Origin of the sequence: Thermomonas brevis, assembly GCF_014395425.1 — a bacterium.
Classification (GTDB): domain Bacteria; phylum Pseudomonadota; class Gammaproteobacteria; order Xanthomonadales; family Xanthomonadaceae; genus Thermomonas; species Thermomonas brevis.
Map to the genome: position 1 here is coordinate 1,736,201 of NZ_CP060711.1, position 25,987 is coordinate 1,762,187.

Consider the following 25,987-nt stretch of genomic DNA (forward strand, 5'->3'; position numbering starts at 1 on the left):
CGTCAGTCCAGCGCCAGCGGCGCGGCCTGCGTGCGCGTTCCGTCCGGCGTGGCGGCGGCGGGCTGGCGCGGGATCCACAGCGTGAACACCACCTCGCCGTCCACGTTCGCCGCGCCGACCTCGCCGCCGTGCGCGCGCACGAACTGGTCGACGATGTAGAGCCCCAGCCCCAGCCCGCTGCTGGCGTGGAAGCTGCTCTTGAACGGCTCGAACAGGCGCGGCAGCAGCGCGTCGTCGATGCGGCCGCGGTTGCGCACCCGCACCCGCAACCGGTCGGCATCGCCGCCGTCCAGGTGCACCGACACCCGCGCGTCGTCGGCATGGCGCACCGCGTTGCCCACCAGGTTGGACAGCACCTGGGTCATGCGGTCGGCGTCGAAGCGGCCACACAGCGCGCCTTCGCGCACCACCTCCACCGCCACCCCGGGCGCGGACTGGCGGAACTCCTCCACGACCTCCTCGGCCACCGCGCGCAGGTCGCCCTCCTGCGGTTCGAGCCGCAGCACGCCGGAGCGGATCTTCGAGAAGTCCAGCAGCTGCGCGATCATCCGCGCCATGCGGTGGGCGCTGTCGAGGATGCGCCCGGCGATGCGGCCGCGGTCGGCCTCCGGCGGCATCAGGTCCAGCGATTCGGCGCACAGGCTGATCACCGACAGCGGCGTGCGCAGGTCGTGGGTCATCACCGCGATCATGGTTTCGTTGAGCGCCAGCGCGCGCGCCAGGCGCTCGTTGCTCTGCCGCATCAGCTCGCGCTGCCGGGCCATCTCCACGAACACCCGCACCTTGCTGAGGATGACGTGCGGCTCCACCGGCTTGTACAGGAAGTCCACCGCGCCGCTGTCGTAGCCCTGGAACATCCGGTGCGGATCGCGCGGCGAGGCGGTGAGGAAGATGATCGGCACCTCGCGGGTGCGGTTGGAGCCGCGCATCAGTTCGGCCAGGTCGAAGCCGTTCATCTCCGGCATGTTGACGTCCAGCAGCGCCACCGCGATGGAATGCGTCAGCAGCAGCTCCAGCGCCTGCGCGCCGGAGCCGGCGGTCAGCACCGACAGGCCCTCGCCCTCCAGGATGGCGCGCATCGCCAGCAGGTTCTGCGGCACGTCGTCGACGATCAGCACGTTGGCCTGCGGCAGCGTCGATTCCGCCTGCGTAAGATTCATCGGCACACCCCTGACAGTTGCTGGATCATCTGGCGCAGCGTGAGCACGGCGTCCGCGCCGGCGCTTTCCAGCGCCGCGGCCGGCATCACCGGCATCTCCGCCTCGTCGGGATCCTGGACCCACACCCTGCCGCCCGCATGGCGGACGGCGACCGCTCCCCGCGCGCCGTCGGCGCTGGCGCCGGTCAGCACGATCGCCAGCAGCTCGTGGCGCCAGACGTGCGCGGCGGATTCGAACAGCACGTCGATCGACGGCATCGAATACAGCTGCGGCGCGTCCACCGACAGCGCGACGTGTCCGGCGTCCTCCACCATCAGGTGGTAGTCCGGCGGCGCCAGCAGCACCTGCCCGGGCGCGATGGGCTGCTTGTCCTCGGCTTCCGCTACCGGCAGCGCGGCGGCGCTCGCCATCAGCTCCGCCAGCAGGCTGGGGCGCTCGCGCGGCAGGTGGATCACCACCAGCACCGCACACGGCAGACTGGCCGGCAGGCCGGCGAGCAGGGTGCGCACCGCCACCACGCCGCCGGCGGACGCGCCGATCACGATGGCCCTGGGCGGCGGCTGCAACAGGGTCATGCCCGCTTCCGGAACAGTTTCTGGGCGGCGACCAGCGGCTCGAACGCGTCGGCGTTCGCGCCGAAGCGCAGCGATTCCTTGCTGCCCAGGCCGAGGAAGCCGCGGTGCACCAGCGCGTCGCGGAACAGGCCGACGGCCCGATCCTGCAAGCCGGCGTTGAAGTAGATCAGCACGTTGCGGCAGGACACCAGGTGCACTTCCGAGAACACCGCGTCGGTCGCCAGGCTGTGGTCGGCGAACACCGCGTGCTTGCGCAGCCGGCGGTCGAACACCGCGCGGCCGTAGGCGCTGCTGTAGTAGTCCGACAGCGAGCCGGTGCCGCCGGCCGCCTGGTAGTTGCGGCTGAAGCCCGCCACCCGGCTGCTCTCGTAGGTGGCGGCCTCGCCCGCGCGCAGCGCCTGCGGGTTGATGTCGGTGGCGTAGATCAGGGTGCGTTCCAGCAGCCCTTCCTCGGCCAGCAGGATGGCGAGCGACCAGACTTCCTCGCCGGTGCTGCAGCCGGCCACCCAGATCTTGATCGACGGATAGGTGCGCAGGATCGGCACCACGTGCACGCGCAGGGCCAGGAAGTAGGCCGGGTCGCGGAACATCTCCGAGACCTGCACGGTGAAGAACGGCAGGGTCTGGGCGAACGCCTCCGGCTCGTGCAGGACCAGGTGCTGCAAATCGGCCACGCGCGCGCAGTCCAGGCGCTGCATGGCCTGGCGCACGCGGCGGCGCACCGAGGCCATCGCGTAGTCGCGGAAGTCGTGGTGGTAGCGCTGGAACACGGCTTCCAGCAACAGCCGCACCTCCAGGTCGAACAGCGCCTCCTCGTTCACGGCCGCGAGCACCACACCCGGCACAGCGACACCAGCTTGTCGACCTCGATGGGCTTGGCGATGTAGTCGTTGGCACCGGCGTCGAAGCAGCGCTGGCGGTCGTCGCTCATCACCTTGGCGGTGAGCGCGATGATCGGCAGCTCGGCCAGCCGCGGCTGCGCGCGGATCCGGCGCATCGCCTCCAGCCCGTCCATCTCCGGCATCATGATGTCCATCAGCACCAGGTCGAATTCCTGCTGCTCCAGCGATTCCAGCGCCTCGCGGCCGTTGCGCGCGATCTCCAGCCGCACGCCCATCGGCTCCAGCACGCTGGACAGGGCGAAGATGTTGCGCACGTCGTCTTCCACCAGCAGCACGCGGCGGCCGTCCAGCGTACTGTCGCGGCGGCGCGCCTCGGCCAGCAGGCGCTGCTGGTCGCTCGGCAGCTGCGCCTCGACGCTGTGCAGGAACAGGGTGACCTCGTCCAGCAGCCGCTCCGGCGAGCGCGCGCCCTTGATGATGATGCTCTTGGAGAAGCGCCGCAGGCGCTGCTCCTGCTCGCGCCCGAGCGCGCGGCCGGTGTAGACGATGACCGGCGGCGCCGACTCGCCGTGCCGCTGGGCGATCTGCTCCAGCAGCGCGTCGCCGCTGCCGTCGGTCAGCGCGAGATCGGTCACCACGCAGTCGAACGGCGCGCCGGCCAGCGCCTGGCGCGCCTCGTCCGCGCTGCCGACGGCGTCGATGGTCAGCCCTTCGCGCGCCAGCAGCTCGCACAGGCTGGCGCGCAGCTCGGCGTCGTCCTCCACGATCAGCAGGCGCTGGCTGCCGCGCCGGCTGCGCGACTCCAGTTCGCGCAGCGCGCCGCTCAGCATCTCGCGCGTGGCCGGCTTGCGCAGGTAGCCGACCGCGCCCATTTCCAGCGCGAGCTGGGTGCGGTCCAGCGCCGACACCACGTGCACCGGGATGTGGCGGGTGGCCGGGTTGCGCTTGAGCCGTTCCAGCACGCCCAGGCCGGAGCCGTCGGGCAGGCCGATGTCCAGCAGGATGCCGCAGGGCGCCAGTTCGCCGGCCAGCGCGATCGCTTCCTCCGCGCTGGCGGCGACCACGCAGTCGAAGTCCAGCTCGTGGGCGATGTCCACCATCGCGGTGGCGAACACGCGCTCGTCCTCCACCACCAGCACCAGCCGGCCCGGCCGGGCGCGGCAGGAACGATCGTCCGGCACCAGCCCCATGGCCGGCACCTCGCGCGGTTCCGGCGCGGGCCGCGCAGGCTTCGCCGGCTTGTGGGCGCGGGCCGCGGTCGACGCGGCGGCAGGCGCGGGGGCGGGGGCAGGCGCGTGATGGGGCGCGGGCACGTGGACCGCCGGCGCCTGCGCGGCCGCGCTCATGTCGGCCGGCACCTCCAGGGTGAAGCAGCTGCCTTCGCCCGGCGTGCTGCGCACGGTCAGGACGCCGCCCATGCGCAGGGCGAGGTCGCGCGAGATCGACAGCCCCAGCCCGGTGCCGCCGAAGCGCCGGCTGGTGCTGCCGTCGGCCTGGCGGAACGCCTCGAAGATCACGTCCTGCTGTTCGTCGGGAATGCCGATGCCGGTGTCGCATACCACGAACGCCAGCCGTCCTTGCGGCCGCGTTTCCAGCCGCAGCGACACCTCGCCCCGGTCGGTGAACTTGATCGCGTTGGCCAGCAGGTTCTTGAGGATCTGCTTCAGGCGCTGCGCATCGCCGACGGCCGTGGCGTCGAAATCGCCTTCGATGCGCAGGCCGAGGCCCTTCTGCGCGGCCAGCGGCTGGAAGGTGTCGCGCAGGCGCGTCGCCACCCATTGCAGATCCAGCGGTTCGGCCGCCAGCTCCACGTGCCCGGCCTCGATCCGCGACAGGTCGAGGATGTCGTTGATGAGGGTCAGCAGGTCGTTGTTGGAGGCGTAGATGGCGCTGGCGTAGCGCACCTGTTCCTCGGTCAGCGTGCCCGGCTTGTTGTCGGCCAGCAGCTTGGCCAGGATCAGCGCGCTGTTGAGCGGCGTGCGCAGCTCGTGCGACATGTTGGCCAGGAATTCGGATTTGTAGCGGCTGGCTTCGGCCAGCGCCTGCGCGTTGCGCTCCAGGTCGGCCTGCGCGGCCAGCAGGATGCGTCGCTGCGACTCCAGCTCGTGGGTGCGCTCCTCCAGGTGCACGTTGGTCTGCTCCAGCTCCGCCTGCTGCGCCTCCAGCGTGGCCTGCGACTGCTGCAGCGAGGAGCTCTGTTCCTCCAGCTCCTCGTTGGCGACCCGCAGTTCTTCCTGCTGCGCCTGCAGTTCGGCGCTCTGGCGCTGGGTTTCCTCCAGCAGGTCGACCAGCTTCTGGCGGACGTCGGCGGCGCGCAGCGCCACGCCGATCGGTTCGCCGGCGGCGCGGATCAGCTTCAGCGCCAGCCGCGGCGACACCGACTGCCCGTCCATGCGGCCCAGTTCGAACGCGCCGGTGATCTCGCCTTCCACCGTTACCGGCGCCAGCAGCAGCTCGCCCGGCGCGCTGGTGCCCAGGCTGCTCGCCAGCACCAGGTGCGAAGCCTGCACCGGCGCGATGCGCTGGGCGCGCCCGTTGCGCACGATCTCGGTCAGCACGCCGTCGCCGAGGCGCAGGTTGCGCGGCTGGTTGGGCGGCATCGCCAGTCCGCCCACCAGCGTCAGCCCGCTCTCGGTGCTCCGGTACAGCGCGCCCACCGGCGCGTCCAGACGCGTGCCCAGCACCGCGAGCGCGTTGTGCGCCAGTGCGTCCGGCGTCTGGGTGCCGCGCAGGGCCACCATCACTTCGCTCAGGCTTTCCTCCAGCCACAGCGCCTCGCGCGCGTCCTCCCGCGCCAGCAGCGCATTGCGCACCACCCAGGCCATCACCCAGCAGCCGGCTCCGCCGGTGAGGCGGTTGACGTTGGACATGAACGGGTCGATGCCGTCCGGCGACATCCAGCTGCCCGCGATCAGCAGGATCGAGGCGATGCCCGCCACCGCCAGCGGGGCGCCGGAGCGCGCCTGGAAGATGGTCAGCGCCACCGCGACGAAGTACAGGCACCACTCCGCATAGCCGAGCGGGGTGACCGCATCCAGCAACAGGGTGAACGCCAGGGTCAATCCGATGGCGATCCAGACGGCTTGCTGGCGGGCTTCCTGGGAGATCATGCATGCATCCGGCGGAGAAAACGGCCTAGCCTAACCGCATCGCGTCGACGCGGGCTTCATCCTCGGTCTGATCGCCGCGCCATGCCTGCGCGCGCGGGCCGCACGTAGCATCCAGCGCGAACTTCTTTCCAGGGGATGCCGACGACCGCCGGCATCCCGTATCGGCTTGCGCTACGCCCGGCGGCGGATCGGAATCCGCGACACCGGCACCGCCACCAGATCGGCGCCGCCTTCGCGGATCGGCGCGCCCGGCTCCGGCGCCCAGGCCATCGCGCTGATGATTTCCCAGGTCGCCGGCAGGCCGGCGTCGACGCGGTGCGTCTCATACGCGGCGGCGGCGGCGGCGAAGCGCCCGCGCCCGGTCAGGGTGGCGCGGCGCGAGGCCAGCGCGTTGGTCGCGCCCAGCGCGCGCAGTTCGTGCATCAGCGCGGGCATGTCCGGGTACAGCGTGACCTCCTCGTCGCGGTCCACCACCGGCTGGAAGAAGCCGGCGTTGACCAGCGCATCGCCGATGCCGGCGGTGTCCACGAACGGGCTGACGTGCGGCGCGGCGTCGGCCTGCGCGAACGCGCCGCGCAGCTCCCACAGCGTTTCCGGGCCGAAGGTGGAGAACAGCAGCAGGCCCTGCGGCTTGAGCGCGCGGCGGAAGCCGTTGAGCACCGCGTCGAGGTCTTCCACCCATTGCAGGCACAGGTTGGAAAAGATCACGTCGACGCTGCCCTCGGCCAGCGGCAGGCGGCGCGCGTCGGCGCAGACCTGCACCGGCGCGCGCGCGAACGGGTTGGACAGCCAGCGCGATGCCGGCTTCGACGCCGCGCGCGCCTGCCGCAGCATCGGCAAGGCGAGGTCGAACGACAGGATTTCCGCCTTCGGCCAGCGCTTTTGCAGCAGCGCGCTGGCGTGGCCGGTGCCGCAGCCGAGGTCGAGCACGCGGCGCGGCGGCTCACGCTTCAGGGCGGGATCGTCGAGGTAGTCCAGCGATTCGATCAGCCGCGCCTCGGCCAATCGCTGCAACTGCGCCACGGCGTCGTAGCCGGCGGCGGAGCGCGAGAACGCGCGGCGGACCTGCTTGGCGTCGAACAGAGGTGCGTTCATTGCTTATGCCCGTCATCTGGCCCTTGCTCGTCATTCCCGCGAAGGCGGGCCGCTTCTGACAGACGAAGGTCTGTCCCATCCAGCTCTTGCGGTTGCCCTTGAGAATCAAAAACTGGATTCCCGCCTTCGCGGGAATGACGGTCGGAAACATCAAGAAAATCGAGCAGCGCATCCGCCACGTCATCCGCATGGGTCAGGAACGGCGCATGGCCGGCATGCTCGATCTGCACGAAGCGCGCGTCCGGCGCGATCGCGGCGGACGCCTGCATCGCCGCCGGGTTGACCAGCCGGTCGCGGCGTCCGCCGAGCCACAGGCTGGGCACGGGCAGCGACGGCAGCGCGTCGCGCAGGTCGCTGGCCTGCAAGACCCGCAGCCCTTCCGCCAGCACGCGCGGCAAGGGCTCGCCGTGCGCCAGCACCGCGTCGCGCAGCATCCGCAGCTCCTCGCGCATACGGTCGGAGCCGAAGGCTTCCAGCGCGATGAAGCGGTCGATGGTGCCCTGCCAGTCGGCGCGCAGGCCGGCGGCGAAGCCGAGGAAGACGTTCGCCGGCATGCCTTCCGGCCAGTCGTCGGCGACCACGAACTTCGGCGTGGCGCAGACCATCGCCAGCGCGGGCACGCGCGCCGGCTGCGTCGATGCCGCATGCAGCGCGATCAGCCCGCCCAGCGACCAGCCGCACCACGGCGCCTCCGGCACCGCGTCGAGCAGCGCCTGCGCGCACGCAGCCAGCTCGAGCGGCACGCCGCAGTCGCGATTGTGGCCGTGGCCGGGCAGATCGACCACGTGCAGCGTGCGGTGCGCGCGCAGGCGTTCGACCAGCGGCGCGAAGATGCCGCCGTGCATCGCCCAGCCATGCAGCAGCACCAGCGGCGGGCCGTTGCCGATCACGTCGACGTGCAGGCTCATGGGATGCGCTCCTTCGCCAGTGCGGCGGTCACTTCCTGCGTGTGTGCGCCCAGCTTGGGCGACGGGCGATCCAGCGCCAGCTTTGCTCCCGAGAACCGGATCGGCGTGCGCACGCCGGGAATGCGCCCATCCGCCACGTCTGGCGCATCGAGATCGAGGCGCAGGCCGCGATGGCGCACCTGCGGATCGTCGAACACCTCCGCGACGCTGTTGATCGGCCCGGCCGGCACGCCCTGCGCTTCCAGCTTCGCCAGCACGTCGTCGCGCGAACTGCGCGCGAACGCATCGGCCAGCAGCGGCACCAGGACGTCGCGATGCCGCACGCGGTCGGCATTGGTGGCGAAGCGCGGATCGTTCGCCAGCTGCGGCACGTCCAGCACGTCGCACAAGCGCGCGAACTGCGCATCGTTGCCCACCGCCAGCATCAGCGCGCCGTCGCTGGCGGCGAACGCCTGGTACGGCACGATGTTGGGATGCGCGGTGCCCATGCGCGTCGGCGACATGCCGGAGACGAGGTAATTCATCGCCTGGTTCGCCAACATCCCGACCATCGAATCCAGCAGCGCGATGTCGACGTGCTGGCCGCGCCCCGTGCGCGCGCGCTGCAGCAGCGCGGCCTGGATGGCGATGACGCCGTGCTGGGCGGCGAACAGGTCGGCGAAAGCGACGCCGATCTTCTGCGGGCCGCCGTCGGGTTCACCGGTCAGCGACATGATCCCGCCCATCGCCTGGATCATCGCGTCGTAGCCGGCGCGCGCCGCGTACGGGCCGTCCTGGCCGAAGCCGGTGATCGAGCAATAGACCAGGCGCGGGTTGAGCGCGTGCAGGCTGGCGTAGTCGAGGCCGTATTTCGCCAGCGCGCCGACCTTGAAGTTCTCGATGAAGACATCGGCATCGCCGGCGAGATCGCGCACCAGCGCGCGGCCTTCCTCGCTGCGCAGGTCGGCCACCACCGAGCGCTTGCCGCGGTTGCAGGCGTGGAAATAGGCGGCATCGCCCTCACTGCCGTCGGCGTTGCGGACGAAGGGTGGGCCCCAGCGGCGGGTGTCGTCGCCTTCCGGCGCTTCCACCTTCACCACGTCGGCGCCCAGGTCGGCCAGGGTCTGGCCGATCCACGGGCCGGCCAGGATCCGCGCCAGTTCCACCACCTTCAGCCCCGCCAGCGGGGCGTCGTTGCTGCTGCTCAAAACTGCACCTTGCGATGACGGCGTCCGGCGCGGCGGCGGGACGGTCGAATGTCCGATCCGCGAGAAGCCCTCGCCCATCGCCCCGGAAACGGGGATGCATGGAGGTCGGCGTTCGACGGATCAACGTCTCGGGTTCCCGCTTCGGACCGGCATTCGCCTGTCAGAAGCGGCGCGGGAACGACGAGCCAGAAACCTGCGGAATACCGCACTAGTGTGGGACGAAGGCCGGGGCCTGTCGAGGCGCGGCGCGGGCCGCCACCGCCGCTGGCACCAGTCCATGTTTCAATCTGGCCCTATGACAGCCCCCGGCGCCCCCGCAGTCTGGCAAGCGAGCCAAGGAGCCCCGCCGTGACCGACAACGCCAGCCTGCTGCAACGCCGCAACGCCGCCATCCCGCGCGGCGTCGGCACCGCCATGACCGCCTTCGCCGACCGCGCCGAAAACGCCGAGCTGTGGGACGTGGAGGGCCGCCGCTACGTGGATTTCGCCGGCGGCATCGCCGTGCTCAACGTCGGCCACCGGCATCCGAAGGTGATGGCGGCGGTGCGCGACCAGTTGGAGCGCTTCACCCATACCGCCTTCCAGGTGAACGCCTACGAGTCCTACGTCGCGCTGGCCGAGCGCCTCAACGCGCTGGCGCCGATCGATGGCCCGGCCAAGACCATCCTGTTCTCCACCGGCGCGGAAGCCGTGGAGAACGCGATCAAGATCGCCCGCGCCGCCACCGGCCGGCACGCGGTGGTCGCCTTCGGCGGCGGCTTCCACGGGCGCAGCTTCATGGCGATGGCGCTGACCGGCAAGACCGCGCCGTACAAGAAGGGCTTCGGGCCGCTGCCCGGCGGCGTGTACCACCTGCCGTTCCCGGTGGCGCACGCCGGTATCGACGTGGCGCGCAGCCTGCAGGCGCTGCACGACCTGTTCAAGGCCGACGTCTCCGCCGAGGAGATCGCCGCGATCATCGTCGAGCCGGTGCAGGGCGAAGGCGGCTTCAACGCCGCACCGCCGGAGCTGCTGCAGGCGCTGCGCGGCATCGCCGACGCCCACGGCATCGTGCTGATCGCCGACGAGGTGCAGACCGGCATCGGCCGCACCGGGCGGATGTTCGCGATGGAGCATTCCGGGGTGAAGCCGGACCTGATCGTCACCGCCAAGTCGCTGGGCGGCGGGCTGCCGCTGTCGGGCGTGATCGGCCGCGCCGCGCTGATGGACGCGCCGGCGCCGGGCGGGCTCGGTGGCACCTATGCCGGTTCGCCGCTGGCCTGCGCCGCCGCGCTGGCGGTGCTGGACGTGTTCGAGGAGGAGCGCCTGCTCGACCGCGCGGATGCGCTGGGCGCGCGCGTCGTCGCCAGGCTCGATGCTTGGACGCAGCGCGGCGACCTGCGCCCGATCGGCCACATCCGCGGGCTGGGCGCGATGATCGCCTTCGACCTGCTGCGCGAGCGCGGCGGCGTCGAGGTCGATCCGGCCGCCACCCAGGCCGTGCTCAAGCGCGCGCATGCGCTGGGCCTGATCCTGCTCGGCTGCGGCGGCCAGGGCGAGGCGATCCGCCTGCTGTTCCCGCTGACCATTCCGGACGCGGTACTGGACGAGGGCATGGCGCTGCTGGAGCAGGCGCTGGCCGCGGACGGGGCCGGCTGAGCCGCCCGCGCCCGCGATGAAGGCCGAACCGCGCGCGCTCGATCCGCTTCGCCTTGCGCTGGATCCGGCCGCGCCGCTCAGCCTGCAGCAGCAGCTGCGGCAAAAACTAGTCGATGCCATCCATCGCGGCGTGCTGCGGCCCGGCCAGCGGCTGCCGTCCTCGCGCCAGTTGGCGGAGCGCATCGGCGTCTCCCGCAACACCGTCAGCCTGGCCTTTGATGCGCTGCTGGCCGAAGGCTATCTGGCCAGCCGCGCGCGCAGCGGCATCTATGTGGCCGCCGACCTCGCCGGCACCCGCATCGGCGCGGGCCGGCGGCGTCCCGCGCCGGAATCGCCGCTGGCCGCGCGGCTGCCGCCGGCGACCGACGACGCCGGCTTCCGCGCCCCGCAGCACTGGCACCGCTTCCCGTTCCCCTTCATCGACGGCTGCGTCGACGCCGAACTCACGCCCGCACCGGAATGGGGCGAGGCGATCCGGTTGGCCGGCTCGCGCCACGAAGTCCTGCAATGGCACCGCGAAAGCGGCGACGCCGACGACGCCATGCTGGTCGAGGAAGTGCGCGGCAAACTCCTGCCGATGCGCGGCATCCAGGCCGGCGCCGACGAAGTGCTGATGGCGACCTCCTGCGGCCATGCCCTGCAACTGGCGGGCGACCTGCTGGTGCGGCGCGGCACGCCCGTCGTGCTGGAGCGCCCCGTCGATCCCGCCTTCGAGCGCCGCCTGCGCGAGCGCCACGCCGACATCGCCTTCCTCGATCCGGAACTGGCCGCGCCGCTGCCGGAAGGCGCGGTGGTCGTCACCAGCGCGCGCCGGGGCATCGCCGCCGGCTCGCCTTGGCCGGCCCGCCTGCTGGCGCGCGTCGCCGAAGCCGACGGCGTGCTGATCGAACACGACATCCCCGCCGGCGTGCAGGACGGCGGTCGCGTCGCGCCCGCCCTGCGCGCCTTGGACACCCAGGGCCGGGTGGTGTACGTGGGCGGCCTCGCGCCGGCGGTGTCCTGCGGCGAACCGCCCGGCGTGCTGGCCGCCTCCGCCGACTTCATCGACCGCGCCCGCCAGCTGCGCCGCAACCAGGGCACCGCGCCGCCGCGGGTGATGCAGCGCGCCTGGGCCTACTTCATCGGCCTCGGCCACTACTCGGCCGGGCTGGTGCGCGCCGGCCGCGTGCTGGCCGAACGCCGCACCGCGCTGCGCGACGCGCTCAACCACTACCTGCACCAGCGCGTCAGCATCGAAACCTTCCCGGGCGCCAGCGCCTACTGGGTCAGCATGCCCGCCGGCATCGACGCGCGCGAACTGGCGCGGCAGGCGGCGGCGATCGGCGTGCTGGTGGAACCCGGCTGCCACGCGGACGGAAGCGACGCCCTGTGCATGGGCGTCACCGGCATCGACGCCAGCCGCATCCGCGACGGCGTGCGCAGCCTGGCGCGGCTGCTGCGCGGCGACCTCTCGCCGTCCTCGCGCCGGATCGAGGACGAGGCGATCCCGCCGCTGCAGGGCAAGGCGCTGCGCCGCGCGGTGGCCGGCGCGTCCCTGCTCTACAGCACCGTGTACGGCGAACCCTGCACCCTCGAAATCCACGCCGACGGCAACCTCGCCGGCACCGCCGGCTACGACGGCGAGGACTGCGACCGCGGCCACTGGTGGATCGAAGGCGACCGCTGGTACCGGCAATGGCAGCAGTGGGCCTACGGCGAAGCCTCGGGCTACGCGCTGGTGGTGGACGGCGACCAGCTGCGGCTGTACGGCGAGGACGGGTTCCTGGCGGATACGGCGGTGCTGTTGCCGGCGGCGAGGCGGAAGGGCAAGTAAGAGCGGCCTGCATTCATGGGCACAGGCTGCGAATGCGGTGCGCTTCCAGCGCCGCGTCCATCCACAGCGGACTCTCGTCGTCCGAGAAGTAGTAGTAGGCGCCGCCGTTCGGCAATACCAGCAGCGTGATGCCGCCGAAGCCGGACAGGAACGGCACCCAGACGTCGCCCTTGCAGCCCGGCAGGCGCGCGCCGATGTCGTGGGCCCAGAAGCCGTTGTTGTAGCGGAAGCCGGGGAGCGCGACGAGGCCGCGATCATTCGGATCGCGTTGCAGCGCGGCGTCCAGTTGCGCCTGGTCCAGCACGGTCTGCGTGCGGCTTCCCGCAGCGAGGAATTGCGCGATCTTCGCCACGTCGTCGCGCAGCCACATCAGGCCCCAGCCGGCGAACGGCTGGCGCACGTCGTCGTAGCTGCGGCGGGTGTAGGCGGCGGTGGGGCCGATGTGCAGCGGGCGCAGCACGTCGGCATACACGAGGTCGTCGAAAATGTCGGCATCCGCGCCGCGCCGTTTCTTCAGCAGTGCGCTCATCGCGGTGCCGAGCAAGTAGGTGTCGCTGGTGTGATAGACCCAGCGTGCGCCGGGTGCGGCTTTGCGCGGGTAGTGGGTGCAGGCGTAGGCGATCTTGTCGGCGTGGCGTTCGGACTGGAACAGGCCGGTGGCGCTGCCGGTGTCCGCGTCCTCGTCGCGCATGTAGGCGGCGCTGGCGTAGTGGCCGGTCGCCATGTCCAGCGCGTCGCCGAAGCGCACGTCCTTCCAGCCGTTGGTGCAGGCCGGTACGTAGTCTTCGATCCGCGCATCGAACGCGCCCGGATACAGCGTTTCCAGCCGCATCATGCCGAGGCCGGCGAACACGCTTTTCGCCAGCGAGTACGAGGGCACCACCAGCGATTCGCAATACGGATACGCGCCGTAACGGGTGGCGCAGCCGCCGCTGTAGTGGATGCCGTCGATGACAAGGCCGACCAGCGACATCTCTCGCGGGTCCTTGCCGTTGGGCGCGGCGAACTTCAGCGGGTCGATGCCGGGATGGTCGTTCGCCAGCCCGGCCAGCGGCTTGACCGGCATGCGCGCGGCGACCTCCGCGCGGTAGTCGGCGATCAATTTGTCCGAACCATCCACGGCCTGCGGCGTATAGCGCGCCGGCAGCAGGCCCCAGAAATCCGCCTTGAAGTAGGCGCAGGTTTCCGAGGCGATCTGGTAGCTCGCCTGCGAGACCGAACCATCGTCCTTGAACAGGAACGTCAGCACACCGTTGTGGATGCAGTTGGCGTTCTTCTGCTGCAGGGCGAACGGCAGCGCGGCGCGGCTGTAGCCGGCGTCGCCTAGTTCGTCCCAGACGCGGCCCGGAGACAGCACGAACTCCCAGTCCGGATGCGCGTTCGCCACCGAGTCGCGCCGTACTGGGATCAGATGGCTGCCGGCCTGCACCAGTTCGAAGTCGAAATCGGGCAGGTGCCTGCGCGGGCTGTCGCCGTCGCTGGCGGCGCGATAGCGATCCACGTGCGCGAGGAAGCCGCCACGCTCGACCGCGCCGGACAGGCGCAGGCGGCCTTCGAAGCGGTTGCGCGGCAGCGTGGTCGAACTGTTCGGCTGCGGCGCGTAGTACGCGAAGTCCACCGGCTGGCCGGGATCGGCGCCGTGCATCAACACCTCGAAGCCCAGCGCACCGCGCGCGCCATCGCCCGCCGCACAGGCCGCCGACAGCGCCAGCAGCGCCGCCATCGTCCAGCCGGATTGAGTGCGTCGCTTCATCTGGTTCGATGTTCCGGTTGCTTGGCAGGCGATGGAAAGGCCGTTCTTTTGCTCGTCGTTCCCGCTTTCGCGGGAACGACAACCCGAAGGCTGTCTCCCTTCCCGCCGCAACCATAGCGCCAGTCCTGCGCATCAGATGGAGCCAGCGCGCCGGCATACGGCGGCGCTGGCGCCACTGGCACCACCCGTTTCCCGGAACTGGCCCCACACCGCGCGCGCCGCCGCAGCTACCGTCGCTCCATCACAGGAGTCTGGGGAGCGCGTCTTGGAACACAGCGCAAACGCGGGTGGGTTCGGCATCGCCGGGTTGCAGCTGGCCTACGGCCCGGGCGACAACCTGGAGCGCATCGGCGCGGAAGTGGCCGCGGTGGCCAAGCGCTTCCCGTGGGTGCGGATGGTGATGACCGGCGAGCTGTGCGGCTTCGGCGCCTCGCCGGAGTTCGCGCAGTGCATGCCGGGCGAGGCGGAAGGCTTCTTCCGCGATCTCGCGCGCAGGCACGATCTGTGGCTGGTGCCCGGCTCGCTGTACGAGCGGCGCGACGACGCGGTGTTCAACACCACGCCAGTGATCGACCCGCGGGGCGAAGTGGTCGCGCGCTACCGCAAGGTGTTCCCGTTCGCGCCCTACGAGCGCGGCATCGCGTGCGGCGACGAGTTCGTGGTGTTCGACGTGCCCGGCGCGGGCCGCTTCGGCATCTCGATCTGCTACGACATGTGGTTCCCGGAAACCACGCGTTCGCTGGCCTCGATGGGCGCGGAGGTGATCCTGCACCCGACCATGACCAACACCATCGACCGCGATGTCGAGGTCGCCATCGCCCGCGCCAGCGCCGCCACCAACCAGTGCTACTTCATCGACGTCAACGTGGCCGGCGATCTCGGCGTCGGCGGTTCGGTGATCTGCGGACCGGGCGGCGAGGTGATCCACCAGGCCGGCAGCGGGCGGGAAATCATCGCCGTTGAGATCGACTTCGCCTACCTGCGCCGCTGCCGCGAACGCGGCTGGCAGGGCTTGGGGCAGCCGCTCAAGAGCTTCCGCGACAACCCGGTCGTCTACCCGGCCTACGGCGCCGGCCGCGCCGATTCCGACGCCCTGGCGCGGCTCGGCCCGCTCGAACGCCCGCAACGCGATTGACCGTCCGCCCATTCATCACGTCATTCTTTTCCCGGGGGAGATCACCATGACCACGCACCGCACCAACCACGCGCCGCGCCGCCTGTCGCTGCTGGCGCTCGCCATCGCCGCCGGCCTCGGCGCGCAGGCCGCCCATGCACAGGACGCCGCACCCGACCAGGACGCGCAGAAGAAAGCCGGCGTGACCGAACTGGAAACGGTCACGGTAACCGCGCTGGGCCGCGCGCAGGACATCCTCGACGTGCCCTACAACATCAGCGCGGTGTCCGGCGAGGCCATCGAGCAGGGCAACATCCTCGACAACGCCGAGCTGATGCGCGGCGTGGCCGGCGTCGGCGTGGTGGATCGCGGCGCGCGCAATTCCAGCGTGGTCAGCGGCATCCGCATCCGCGGGCTGAACGTGGACAGCTCCGCGCTGGGCGACTACGCGGTGTCGGCCTCGGCCACCGTCGCCACCTACGTGGACAGCACGCCGCTGTTCGCCAACTTCCTGCTCTCCGACATCGACCGGGTGGAAGTGCTGCGCGGCCCGCAGGGCACGCTGTACGGCTCCGGCGCGCTGGGCGGCGCGGTGCGCTACATCCTGCGCAAGCCGGACACGTCCGGCACCGAAGGCCGCGTGAGCCTGGGCCTGTCCAGCGTCGACGGCTCCGGCGGCATCGGCAAGTCCGGCTCGTTCACCTTCAACCTGCCGCTGTCGGACACCTTCGCGCTGCGCGTGAACGGCACCCGCAACGACTTCCCCGGCGTCACCGACTATCGCAACGTCTATGCGCTCGACGCCGACGGCCTGCCGACCGCGCCGAACGGCGTGCTGGCCGACGATGCCGTCTACGAGAACCACAAGGACGCCGACACCGTCGAGCAGAGCTACGGCCGCATCGCGCTGCGCTGGACGCCGAACGATCGCTTCGACGCCACCCTGAGCTATACCGCGCAGGCCGACCGCTTCGGCGGCCGTCGCGGCACCAGCCTGGGCACCGACGGCTGGGGCGATGCCTACGGCGACAACGAGATCGGCTCGGTGCAGCTGGAGCCATCCAGCCGCCACGTGAACATGGCCGCGCTGGAAGCCAGCATCGACCTCGGTTTCGCCACCCTCACCTCCAGCACCTCGCAGTACGACCACAAGGGCGACATCGTCAGCGAGAACACCGGCTTCTACGCACAGAACGGCTGGCTGGCGGCGTTCTACTACAACTACCCGCGCCCGCTGGCGACGGCGGTGCGCGACTACGGCGACAAGGCGCTGACCCAGGAGTTCCGGCTGGTTTCGAAGACGGGGAGCGCCGTGGACTACGTGCTGGGCGCGTACTACCAGAAGCAGGATCGCAACAGCGGGCAGGACAGCTTCCTGCGCGGCTTCAAGCGCTGGTGGGACGCCTACAGCAACGACGCCTGGGGCCCCGGCTACGAGGACCTGATCGTCGACGACCAGGACTTCCATTACCGCACCAAGGAACACTTCAAGGAAACTGCGGTGTATGGCGAGCTGACCTGGCACGCGACAGACACCGTGCAGTTCACCGGCGGCTTCCGCCATTTCCGCGTCGAGTCCGAGGCCAGCCAGACCATGCGGGTGAGCCCGTGGGCCGGCTCGGCGGCCAGCACTTCCACGGCGGACGAGTCGGCCGGCAAGACCCTGTTCAAGGCCAACGTGGCGTGGGCGTTCTCGCCGCGCAACCAGCTCTATGCGACCGTGTCCGAGGGCTTCCGCCGCGGCGGCACCAACGGCACCCCGACCGCCGGCAACTTCGCCGAGGACCCGGCCTGGACGACCTACCGCGCCGACACCGTGCGCAACCACGAGATCGGCGTGAAGGGCGCGGTCGGCCGCCTCACCTACAACGCCGACCTGTTCTACGTGGACTGGAAGGACCCGCAGATCAACAGCTCCACGCCGCTCTGGGGCTTCTTCGCCGTGGCCAACGCGCAGAAGGCCAGCACCCGCGGCGTGGAACTCGAACTGGCCGGCAGCTTCGACAACGGCTTCGGCTATTCGCTGGGCTATGCCTACACCGACGCGAAGCTCGACGCCGACGCAGTCTCGCAGGACGGCACCTACACCTACGGCCTGAAGGGCATGGCCCTGCCCGGCGCGCCGAAGCACCGCTTCAACGCGTCCGGCAACTACAACATCGCGCTGGGCGAAGCCTGGCTGGTGCTGCGCGCCGACGCCTACTACCAGTCCGAGACCGAGAACGCGATGAGCCTGAGCCCGAAGTTCCAGCGCACGCTGGACGGGTTCGCTATCTTCAACGCATCGGCGACCTACAGCCGCGGCAACTGGGACACGACCTTGTGGCTGAAGAACATCGGCAACGAAGCGGGCGTGACCGGCGTCTACACCACCGAGTACATGGGCACCTCGCCCGCACAGCACTATTTCGGCAACGGGTCGAAGGCGCTGACCGCGCTGCCGCGCACCGTGGGCGTGACCGTCAGCTACCGCTTCTGAGGCATGGGCATGCCGTCCGCTGACGCCGCCATCACGCGCCAGCGGATGGAGGCCCTGCGCCTTGCCGAACTGGCGTTGCGGCAAGGCGATGCCGCCGCCTGCATCGCGGCGCTGCTGGCGCTGGCCGGCGAGGCGCAGGACGACCCGCGGCTGTTGCAGGAGATCGCCAGCCGCCTCGCCGCGCTGGGCCGGCACGAAGACGCCGAGCGCTGCAGCGCTCGCGCGCTGGCGCTGTGCCCGGACGATCCCGAGTACCTCTACAACCACGCGACTGCGCTGATCGCGCTGGGCCGACTGGACGAAGCGGAAGCCGCGCTGGACGCGGTGATCGCGAAAGCACCCGGCGACGGCGACGCCTGGTACAACCGCGCCACGCTGCGCAAGCAGACACCGGCGCGCAACCACGTCGATGCGCTGCGCGCGCAGTGCGAAGCCACGCCCGTCGCGTCGCCGATGCAGGTGCCGTTGCACTATGCGCTGGCGAAGGAATTGGAAGACCTCGGCGAATACGCGGCCGCGTTCGCCGCGCTGAAACAGGGCGCGGATGCGCGCCGGCGCGGCCTGAGCTATCGCGTCGAGGACGACGTGGCGACGATGCGCCTGATCGCCGACGCCTTCGATGCCGGCTTCTTCGCCCGCAAGCACGCGGGCTGCGAGGACGCGCGCCCGCTGTTCGTCGTCGGCCTGCCTCGCAGCGGCACCACGCTGGTGGATCGCATCCTGGGTTCGCATTCGCGCGTCACCAGTCGCGGCGAAAGCACCGACCTGGCGATGGCGCTGATGCAATGCGCCGGCCCGGCCAGCGGCAAGGCCGAACTGGTGCGCAAATCCACCACGCTGGATTTCCGCGCATTGGGCGAACGCTACTGCGCGCACCTGTCCGATGGCGGCGCGCTGCGCCAGATCGACAAGACGCCGCTGAACATTCTCTACCTCGGCATCGTCGCCGCAGCGCTGCCGCAGGCGCGCATCGTCCATCTGCGCCGCAATCCAATGGACGCCTGCCATGCGATGTACAAGACGCTGTTTCGGATGGGCTATCCGTTCTCCTACGACCTCGACGATCTGGCGCGTTACTGGCTAGCCTACGACGCGCTGATGGCGCACTGGCGCAAGCTGCTGCCGACGGAGCGCTTCCTCGAAGTGGACTACGAAGACCTCGTGGCGAATCAGGAAGCCGTCAGCCGCCGATTGGTCGCGCATGCCGGGCTGGACTGGGAAGACGCCTGCCTGCAGTTCGAGCGCAACCAACAGGCCTCGCTCACCGCCAGCGCCGCGCAGGTGCGGCAGCCGATGTACCGCAGCTCGGTCGGGCTGTGGCGGCGCTATGAGAGCGAGCTGGCTCCCTTGGCGGAGGCGTTGCGTGCTGCCGGTATCGACATCGAGGACAAGGCCGTTTCTTGATGACGACTCCCGTCCCAAATAACTGCCGTCATTCCCGCGAAGGCGGGAATCCAGCTTTCGCTTTGAAGATCAAGAGCTGGATTCCCGCCTTCGCGGGAATGACGAGCAAAGCATCCCCACCGCAGAAATGACGAGCAACAAAAGCCCACCCAATAAAGCCGAGTGATGAACACGACACCCGCCACAACTGCATCCCCCGCAACATCCACGCCGCTGTGGGTGTACGCGCTGCTGGCCTTCGTCGCCACCGCCGGCTTCTTCTACATCAACATCATGTCGGCGATCGTCGATGGCCTAGTCACTGGCTGGGGCTTCGACAACGCGCAGGCCGGCACCGTCGCCGCCGCCAACATCTACGGTGCCAGCGCCGGCGCGCTGACCGCCGCGCTGGTAGTGCGCAAGCTGCGCTGGCGGCCGACGCTGGCGCTGCTGCTGGGCGTGCTGCTGTTGCTCGACATCGCCTCCGTCGCGGTGCGCGAACCGACTCCGCTGACGCTGCTGCGCGCCGTGCACGGCTTCGTCGGCGGCATGGCGGTGGGCATCTCGTACTCGGTGATGGCGCGCACGCAGTCGCCGGATCGCGCCTTCGGCATGTTGCTGCTGGTGCAGTTCGGCTTGGCCGGGCTCGGCCTGATGGTGCTGCCGCCGCTGGTGCCGACGCATGGCGCGCAACTGCTGTTCATGGTGCTGGCCGGCTTTTCCGCCGTTGCGCTGCTGGCCCTGCCGATGCTGCCGCGCTTCGACGATGCCGCCGCCGCGCAGGACGAGCAACGGCAGGCACTGACCCCGACCGCGCGCCGCACCGCCGCGTTCGCGCTGCTGGCGATGTTCCTGTTCCAGGGCGGCAACATGGCGCTGTCCGCCTTCATCATCGGGCTGGGCGAACGCTTCGGGCTGGCGCGCGACTTCATCAGTCACACGCTGGGCTGGGCGACGTGGATCGGCGCGCTGGGCGCGGTGGCCGTCATCGCGATGGGCACGCCGCGCAACCGGCTGCACCCGCTGCTGGTGGCCTTCGCGCTGACACTGGTCGGCACCGCCGCATTTTTCTGGAGCGGCAGCAAGGCGGTGTTCTTCGCCGCCAACGTCGGCACCGCGATCACCTGGTCGTTCGTGGTGCCCTGCCTGTTCGGCATGCTCTCGAAGATCGACCATAGCGGCCGGCTGGCGACGCTGGCCGGCTTCGTTTCCAAGATGGGCCTGGCCTCCGGCCCGCTGCTGGCCGGCTGGGTGCTGCGCGGCGGCGGCGATCACGCGCTCATCGCCACCGCCCTGACCATACTCGCGCTGTCCGCCGTCGCCACGCTGGCGGGCGCGCATCGCCTCGACAAGGAATCCGCACCATGAGCCTCGTTCTTTCCGATCCCGACCTGCTGCGCCAGCGTGCGCTCATCGACGGGGAGTGGTTCGATGCCGACAACGGCAACGCCTGCGACGTGACCAATCCCGCCAGCGGCGAACTGCTCGGCACGGTGCCAGACATGGGCGCGGACGAAACCCGCCGCGCCATCGACGCCGCGCATGCCGCGTTTCCCGCATGGGCGAAAAAAACAGCGAAGGAACGCGCGCAGATCCTGCGCCGCATGTTTGATCTGATGCTGCAGCATCAGGACGACCTCGCCGCGCTGATGACCGCTGAGCAGGGCAAGCCGCTGGCGGAAGCGAAAGGCGAGGTCGCGTATTCGGCCAGCTTCCTCGAATGGTTCGGCGAGGAAGCCAAGCGCATGTACGGCGACACCATCCCCGGCCACGCCGGCGACAAGCGCATCCTCACGCTGCGCCAGCCAGTGGGCGTGGTCGCCGCGATCACGCCGTGGAACTTCCCCTCGGCGATGCTCGGCCGCAAGATCGGCCCGGCGCTGGCGGCGGGCTGCACCGTGGTCTGCAAGCCGGCGACCCAGACCCCGTTCTCGGCGCTGGCGCTCGGCGTGATCGCGCAGCGCGCCGGGCTGCCGCCGGGCGTGCTCAACATCGTCACCGGCCATGACGCCGCCGCCATCGGCGAGGAGATGACCGGCAACCCGAAGGTGCGCAAGCTCAGCTTCACCGGCTCCACTGCGGTCGGCAAGCGGCTGATGGCGCAGTGCGCCGAGGGCATGAAGCGCGTGTCGCTGGAGCTGGGCGGCAACGCGCCCTTCATCGTGTTCGACGACGCCGATCTCGACGCGGCGGTCGCCGGTGCGATTGCCAGCAAGTACCGCAACACCGGGCAGACCTGCGTCTGCGCCAACCGCCTGTTCGTGCAGGAAGGGGTATATGAGGCGTTCGCGGAAAAACTCGTTGCGGCGGTGGCGGCGCTGCGCGTCGGCGACGGCTTGCAGGGCGCAACGGATCAAGGCCCGCTGATCGATGCCAAGGCGCTGGCGAAGGTGGAGGAGCACGTCGCCGATGCGACGGCGAAGGGCGCGCGCGTCGCCACCGGCGGCAAGCGCCACGCGCTGGGCAGCACCTTCTTCGAGCCGACCGTGCTGCTGGACGTCGATGCCGGCATGCTGATCGCGCGGGAGGAAACCTTCGGCCCGGTCGCGCCGCTGTTCCGCTTCCAGACGGAAGACGAGGTGATCGCCATGGCGAACGCTACCGAATTCGGCCTCGCCGGCTATTTCTACACCCGCGACTTGGCGCGTAGCTGGCGCGTCTCCGAAGCGCTGGAATGCGGCATCGTCGGCATCAACACCGGCCTGATCTCCACCGAGGTCGCGCCGTTCGGCGGGGTGAAGCAGTCCGGCACGGGCCGCGAGGGATCCAAGTACGGATTGAACGATTACACCGAACTCAAGTACGTCTGCGTCGGCGGCGTGTAGGCATTTTTGACGCGGATCAACGCGGAAAAAGCCGGATCAAGCAAACGCCCCTTTGGTTTCTTTATCCGCGTCCCATCCGCGTTGATCCGCGTTCAGAACCGCTCTCCATACGCGCACCGCGCAGCATCACACCACGACGGCACCGGACGACGCACCGGCCTGTGCGTAATCGCGGGCGCGCGCCAGCGCATCGACCAGCTTGTCGACATCGCCATCCGCATGCGCGGCCGACAGCGTGACGCGCAGCCGCGCGCTGCCTTCCGGCACCGTTGGCGGGCGGATCGCCGCGACCCAGAAACCCATGCGTTCCAGTGCCGCCGCCATCGCCACGGCGACCGCATCGTTGCCGCAGAGCAGCGGCTGGATCGGCGTGTCCGACGGCAGCAGGTCCAGCCCGTGCCGGCGCGCGCCGGCGCGGAACCTCTGCACCAACGCGGCGAGCTTCTCGCGCCGCCAGTGCTCGCGCCGCGCCAGCTTCACCGCCGCCAGCGATGCCGCAGCCTGCGCCGGCGGCAGCGCGGTGGTGTAGATGTAGGGCCGTGCGGTTTCGGCCAGATGGCGCACCAGATCGGCATCGCCCGCGACCACCGCGCCGTAGCTGCCCAGCGCCTTGCCCAGCGTGACCAACCGTAATGGCACCGCGGCGGCATCGAGGCCGGCATCGGCAATGCTGCCGCGCCCCTCCTCGCCCAGCACGCCGATGCCGTGCGCATCATCCACGTACAACGTCGCATGCTGCACGCGCGCGACCAGCGCCAGCTGCTTCAGCGGCGCGACGTCGCCATCCATGCTGAACACGCCGTCAGTGGCGAGCAGCGCAGCGCCGTCCGGCGTCATTCGCAGCTGCCGCAGCGCGCCTTCGGGATCGGCGTGGGGATAGCGGCGCAGCGCGCAGCCGGCCAGCCGCGCGCCGTCGATCAAACTGGCGTGGTTGAGCTTGTCCTGCACGCACACATCGGCCCTGCCGAGCAACGCCTGCACCACCGCGAGGTTGGCCATGTAACCGCTGCCGAACAACAGCGCCGACGGCACGCCCAGCCAGTCGGCGACTTCGCGCTCCAGCGCCTCGTGTTCGGCGTGGTGGCCGCAGACCAGGTGAGAGGCCATGCCGCCCGCGCCCTCGCGCGAGACCACGTCCTGCAACGCGCCGGCCACCGCGAACTGCTGCGACAGGCCGAGATAGTCGTTGCCGCAGAAGTTCAGCAACCAGCGCGGCACACCGTCCGCGCCCGCCACTTCGCAGCGCGCGCCATCGCGGCGCAGGACGGTGCGGCGGATGCGGATGCGGTGTTCGCCGATGCGCTGCTCGCGCTGCGCGGCGATGCGGGCGGGCAGCGACTCGCGCGGCACGGATCAGGCCGCTTCGGTGATGCCCGCGTGCGCCGTGGCGGTGCAGGCGTCGATGGCGTCGTCGCGGGCGGCTTCGACCTGCATCGGCCGCAGGCCGAGGCGGGCGAACAGGGCCAGGTCGCGTTCGGTGTCCGGGTTGCCCGTGGTCAAGAGCTTCTCGCCGTAGAAGATGGAGTTCGCGCCGGCAGTGAAGCACAACGCCTGCAGTTCGTCACTCATGCTTTCGCGGCCGGCGGACAGGCGCACCATCGACCTCGGCATCAGGATGCGGGCGACCGCGACGGTGCGCACGAACTCGAACGGGTCCAGTTCCACCGTGCCGTGCAGCGGCGTGCCCTCGACCTGCACCAGTCGGTTGATCGGCACCGAATCCGGATGCGCCGGCAGGTTGGCCAGCGTGCGCAGCAAGCCGGCGCGCTGGCGACGCGATTCGCCCATGCCGACGATGCCTCCGCAGCAGGTCTTCAGGCCGGCGTCGCGCACCCGCTCCAGCGTGTCGAAGCGATCCTGCATCTCGCGGGTATGGATGATGTCGCCGTAGAACTCGGGATCGGTGTCGAGGTTGTGGTTGTAGTAATCCAGGCCGGCGTCGCGCAGCGCGTGCGCCTGCTCGCCCGACAGCATGCCGAGCGTGGCGCAGGTTTCCAGGCCCAGCGCCTTCACCTCGCGGATCATCGCTGCCACCTTGGGGATGTCGCGATCCTTCGGCGAGCGCCACGCTGCGCCCATGCAGAAGCGCGAGGCGCCAGCGGATTTCGCCTGCTTCGCCTTTTCGACCACCGCGTCCAGCTCAATCAGCTTCGTCGCATCGACGCCGGTGTGGTAGCGCGCCGCCTGCGGGCAATAGCCGCAATCCTCCGGGCAGCCGCCGGTCTTGACCGACAGCAGCGTCGAAACCTGCACTTCGGCGGGATCGAAATGCAGCCGATGCGCGCTGCCGGCGCGATGCAGCAGCTCGGGGAAGGGCAGGTCGAACAGCGCTTCGACCTCGCTGCGGCTCCAGTCGTGGCGGATGGGGAAAACGGCGACCTCGGGCATGGGGATTTTCCGACTGACGCGATGCGGGGAAGCGCGCAGTCTGGGATGCATGCCGGGCACCGTCAACCAATCATCAATCCAGAAAGTTGACGGATGCCTGCGCGCGCCGCTGTGCTGGCTGTTCGCGCCGCGCTGCGTCGTCTGCGGCGATGCGGGCATGCCGGGGCGCGATCTGTGCGCCGGCTGCCATGCCGATCTTCCCTGGCAGGGTTCTGCCTGTTCCCGCTGCGCGCTGCCGCTGCCGCAGGCAGGCCTCTGCGGGCAATGCCTGCGACACGCTTCGCCACTCGATGCCGTCCATGCCGCATTCGACTATGCCTTTCCGCTGGATCGGCTGCTGCCGAGACTGAAGTTCCATCGCGACTTCGCCGCCGGCCGGGTGCTGGCGCAATGCATGGCCGAGCGCTTCGCCGCGTTGCCGCGACCCGATGCATTGGTGCCTTTGCCGCTGCATCGTGCGCGCCTGCGCCGGCGCGGCTACGACCAGGCACTGGAACTGGCGCGCCCGCTGGCGAAGGCGTTGTGTCTGCCTCTGCGTACCGATGTGCTGCATCGGTCCAAAGCCACTGCCGCGCAGTCGCGATTGGATGCGGACGCGCGGAGACGCAATCTGCGCGGCGCGTTCACGGTAAATCCGGCTGCGCCGCTGCCGGCGCATGTCGTCCTGCTCGACGACGTGATGACCACCGGCGCCACTCTGCACGCCGCCGCAGCGGCGTTGCGCAACGCCGGCGTCGCGCGGGTGGAAGCGTGGGTTTGCGCGCGGGTGGCGTAACCACGCGACTTGGGATTCAGGCCGCCACGGCCTTGGCCCGCAGCGCGAAGTCCAGGGCGATGCCGGCGAAGATCGCCATCCCCACCCAGTTGTTGTGCAGGAACGCACGAAAACATTGGTCGCGCTCGCGTCCGCGCGCCAACCCGAACTCCCAGGCCACCAGCACCACCGCGACGCCCAGCCCGGCCCAGTACCACGCGCCCATGCCGGCATCGCGCCCGACCAACGCCAGCGCGAAGAACATGCAGGCGTACAGCACGCCTTGCGCGACCAGATCCATCTCGCCGAACAGGATCGCGGTGGACTTCGCCCCCATGCGGATGTCGTCGTCGCGATCCACCATCGCGTACCAGGTGTCGTAGGCCGTGGCCCAGAAGATGTTGGCGACGTACAGCACCCACGCGATCGGCGGCACCGCCCCGGTCAGCGCGGCGAACCCCATCGGGATGCCCCAGCCGAACGCCATGCCCAGGTACACCTGCGGCAGGTAGGTGTAGCGCTTCAGGTACGGGTAGCTGGCGGCCAGAAACACGCCGACCACGCTCATGTAGACGGCGAGGCGGTTCAGCGTCAGCACCAGCGCAAACGCCAGCAGCATCAGCACCGCGAACACCGCCAGCGCTTCGCGTCCGGATACGGCGCCAGTCGCCAGCGGACGGTGCTTCGTGCGCTCCACGCTGCCGTCCAGCCAGCGATCGGCGTAATCGTTGATGACGCAGCCGGCCGCGCGGGTCAGCCACACACCCACCGAGAACACGATCAGCGGCCACCACGGCGGCACGCCCTTGGCCGCGATCCACAGCCCCCACCACGTCGGCCACAGCAGCAACAGCCAGCCGATCGGGCGGTCGCCACGCACCAACACCCAGTACTGACGCAAGCGTTCGCGCCAATAGGGCTCGGGTTGAGGCTCCGGGGCGGCGTCGCGCGGATGGGACATCG

General features: G+C 70.3%; 18 protein-coding genes and 1 pseudogene. 8 read left to right on the plus strand and 11 right to left on the minus strand.

Annotated elements, in window-relative coordinates:
• Positions 1-2: 2 nt before the first annotated feature.
• The 7 genes and pseudogenes from H9L17_RS08040 to H9L17_RS08070 form a co-directional block, all read right to left on the minus strand.
• Complete coding sequence (locus H9L17_RS08040) at positions 3-1,160, minus strand: hybrid sensor histidine kinase/response regulator (protein ID WP_187568968.1); 1,158 nt, start codon at positions 1,158-1,160, stop codon at positions 3-5.
• On the minus strand, positions 1,157-1,735 hold the full coding sequence (locus tag H9L17_RS08045) for a chemotaxis protein CheB (protein ID WP_187568969.1): 579 nt from the start codon (positions 1,733-1,735) through the stop codon (positions 1,157-1,159). The genes H9L17_RS08040 and H9L17_RS08045 overlap by 4 nt, the downstream gene beginning before the upstream one ends.
• A complete protein-coding gene (locus H9L17_RS08050; RefSeq protein WP_187568970.1) occupies positions 1,732-2,580 on the minus strand; it encodes a CheR family methyltransferase in 849 nt (282 codons plus the stop codon). Before H9L17_RS08050 ends, H9L17_RS08045 begins: the two co-directional genes overlap by 4 nt.
• Positions 2,553-5,687 carry a response regulator gene (locus H9L17_RS08055; RefSeq protein ID WP_187568971.1) on the minus strand — a complete coding sequence of 1,045 codons (3,135 nt, stop codon included), beginning with the start codon at positions 5,685-5,687 and terminating at the stop codon, positions 2,553-2,555. Before H9L17_RS08055 ends, H9L17_RS08050 begins: the two co-directional genes overlap by 28 nt.
• Positions 5,688-5,858: 171 nt before the next feature.
• Positions 5,859-6,782 carry a malonyl-ACP O-methyltransferase BioC gene (gene bioC, locus H9L17_RS08060; protein ID WP_187568972.1) on the minus strand — a complete coding sequence of 308 codons (924 nt, stop codon included), beginning with the start codon at positions 6,780-6,782 and terminating at the stop codon, positions 5,859-5,861.
• A 152-nt stretch (positions 6,783-6,934) separates the two neighbouring features.
• Positions 6,935-7,684 (minus strand): annotated as a pseudogene (gene bioH / locus H9L17_RS08065) (pimeloyl-ACP methyl ester esterase BioH); the annotation flags it as partial.
• A 2-nt stretch (positions 7,685-7,686) separates the two neighbouring features.
• Positions 7,687-8,877, minus strand: coding sequence for a CaiB/BaiF CoA transferase family protein (locus tag H9L17_RS08070; RefSeq protein WP_246455039.1), 1,191 nt, complete (start codon positions 8,875-8,877; stop codon positions 7,687-7,689).
• A 348-nt stretch (positions 8,878-9,225) separates the two neighbouring features.
• Between H9L17_RS08070 and gabT the strand changes: the two genes are divergently transcribed.
• On the plus strand, positions 9,226-10,515 hold the full coding sequence (gene gabT, locus H9L17_RS08075; protein WP_246455041.1) for a 4-aminobutyrate--2-oxoglutarate transaminase: 1,290 nt from the start codon (positions 9,226-9,228) through the stop codon (positions 10,513-10,515).
• Between the two features lie 16 nt (positions 10,516-10,531).
• Positions 10,532-12,328, plus strand: a complete 1,797-nt coding sequence (locus tag H9L17_RS08080; protein WP_187568975.1) for an aminotransferase-like domain-containing protein — start codon at positions 10,532-10,534, stop codon at positions 12,326-12,328.
• Positions 12,329-12,341: 13 nt separating this feature from the next.
• On the opposite strand, the gene H9L17_RS08085 is transcribed toward H9L17_RS08080, so the two are convergent.
• Positions 12,342-14,081 (minus strand): serine hydrolase, encoded by a 1,740-nt coding sequence (locus tag H9L17_RS08085; RefSeq protein WP_187568976.1) that lies wholly within the window; start codon positions 14,079-14,081, stop codon positions 12,342-12,344.
• A gap of 265 nt (positions 14,082-14,346) precedes the next feature.
• On the opposite strand from H9L17_RS08085, the gene H9L17_RS08090 reads away from it, so the two are divergent.
• The 5 genes from H9L17_RS08090 to H9L17_RS08110 all read left to right on the plus strand — a co-directional run bounded on the left by H9L17_RS08090 (position 14,347) and on the right by H9L17_RS08110 (position 21,882).
• Complete coding sequence (locus H9L17_RS08090; protein WP_223158034.1) at positions 14,347-15,216, plus strand: carbon-nitrogen hydrolase family protein; 870 nt, start codon at positions 14,347-14,349, stop codon at positions 15,214-15,216.
• A gap of 46 nt (positions 15,217-15,262) precedes the next feature.
• Positions 15,263-17,674: a TonB-dependent receptor gene (locus tag H9L17_RS16130; protein ID WP_187568978.1), complete on the plus strand. Its 2,412-nt coding sequence runs from the start codon at positions 15,263-15,265 to the stop codon at positions 17,672-17,674.
• A 9-nt stretch (positions 17,675-17,683) separates the two neighbouring features.
• The gene (locus H9L17_RS08100; protein WP_187568979.1) at positions 17,684-19,078 is read left to right on the plus strand and encodes a tetratricopeptide repeat-containing sulfotransferase family protein; all 1,395 of its coding nucleotides are present in this window, start codon (positions 17,684-17,686) and stop codon (positions 19,076-19,078) included.
• Positions 19,079-19,243: 165 nt separating this feature from the next.
• Positions 19,244-20,425, plus strand: coding sequence for an MFS transporter (locus H9L17_RS08105; RefSeq protein WP_187568980.1), 1,182 nt, complete (start codon positions 19,244-19,246; stop codon positions 20,423-20,425).
• Entirely contained in the window at positions 20,422-21,882 is a 1,461-nt protein-coding gene (locus H9L17_RS08110; protein WP_187568981.1) for an NAD-dependent succinate-semialdehyde dehydrogenase, read from the plus strand. Before H9L17_RS08105 ends, H9L17_RS08110 begins: the two co-directional genes overlap by 4 nt.
• Before the next feature lie 126 nt (positions 21,883-22,008).
• Here the strand turns inward: H9L17_RS08110 and bioF are convergent, their stop codons facing one another.
• Complete coding sequence (gene bioF / locus H9L17_RS08115) at positions 22,009-23,232, minus strand: 8-amino-7-oxononanoate synthase (RefSeq protein WP_187568982.1); 1,224 nt, start codon at positions 23,230-23,232, stop codon at positions 22,009-22,011.
• A 3-nt stretch (positions 23,233-23,235) separates the two neighbouring features.
• A complete protein-coding gene (bioB, locus tag H9L17_RS08120; RefSeq protein ID WP_187568983.1) occupies positions 23,236-24,270 on the minus strand; it encodes a biotin synthase BioB in 1,035 nt (344 codons plus the stop codon).
• Positions 24,271-24,319: 49 nt separating this feature from the next.
• Here bioB and H9L17_RS08125 point away from each other — a divergent pair, with 49 nt between their 5' ends.
• Positions 24,320-25,045 (plus strand): ComF family protein, encoded by a 726-nt coding sequence (locus H9L17_RS08125; RefSeq protein ID WP_187568984.1) that lies wholly within the window; start codon positions 24,320-24,322, stop codon positions 25,043-25,045.
• Positions 25,046-25,061: 16 nt separating this feature from the next.
• Here H9L17_RS08125 and ubiA read toward each other — a convergent pair whose 3' ends face one another.
• Complete coding sequence (gene ubiA / locus H9L17_RS08130; RefSeq protein WP_187568985.1) at positions 25,062-25,985, minus strand: 4-hydroxybenzoate octaprenyltransferase; 924 nt, start codon at positions 25,983-25,985, stop codon at positions 25,062-25,064.
• Positions 25,986-25,987 lie beyond the last annotated feature (2 nt).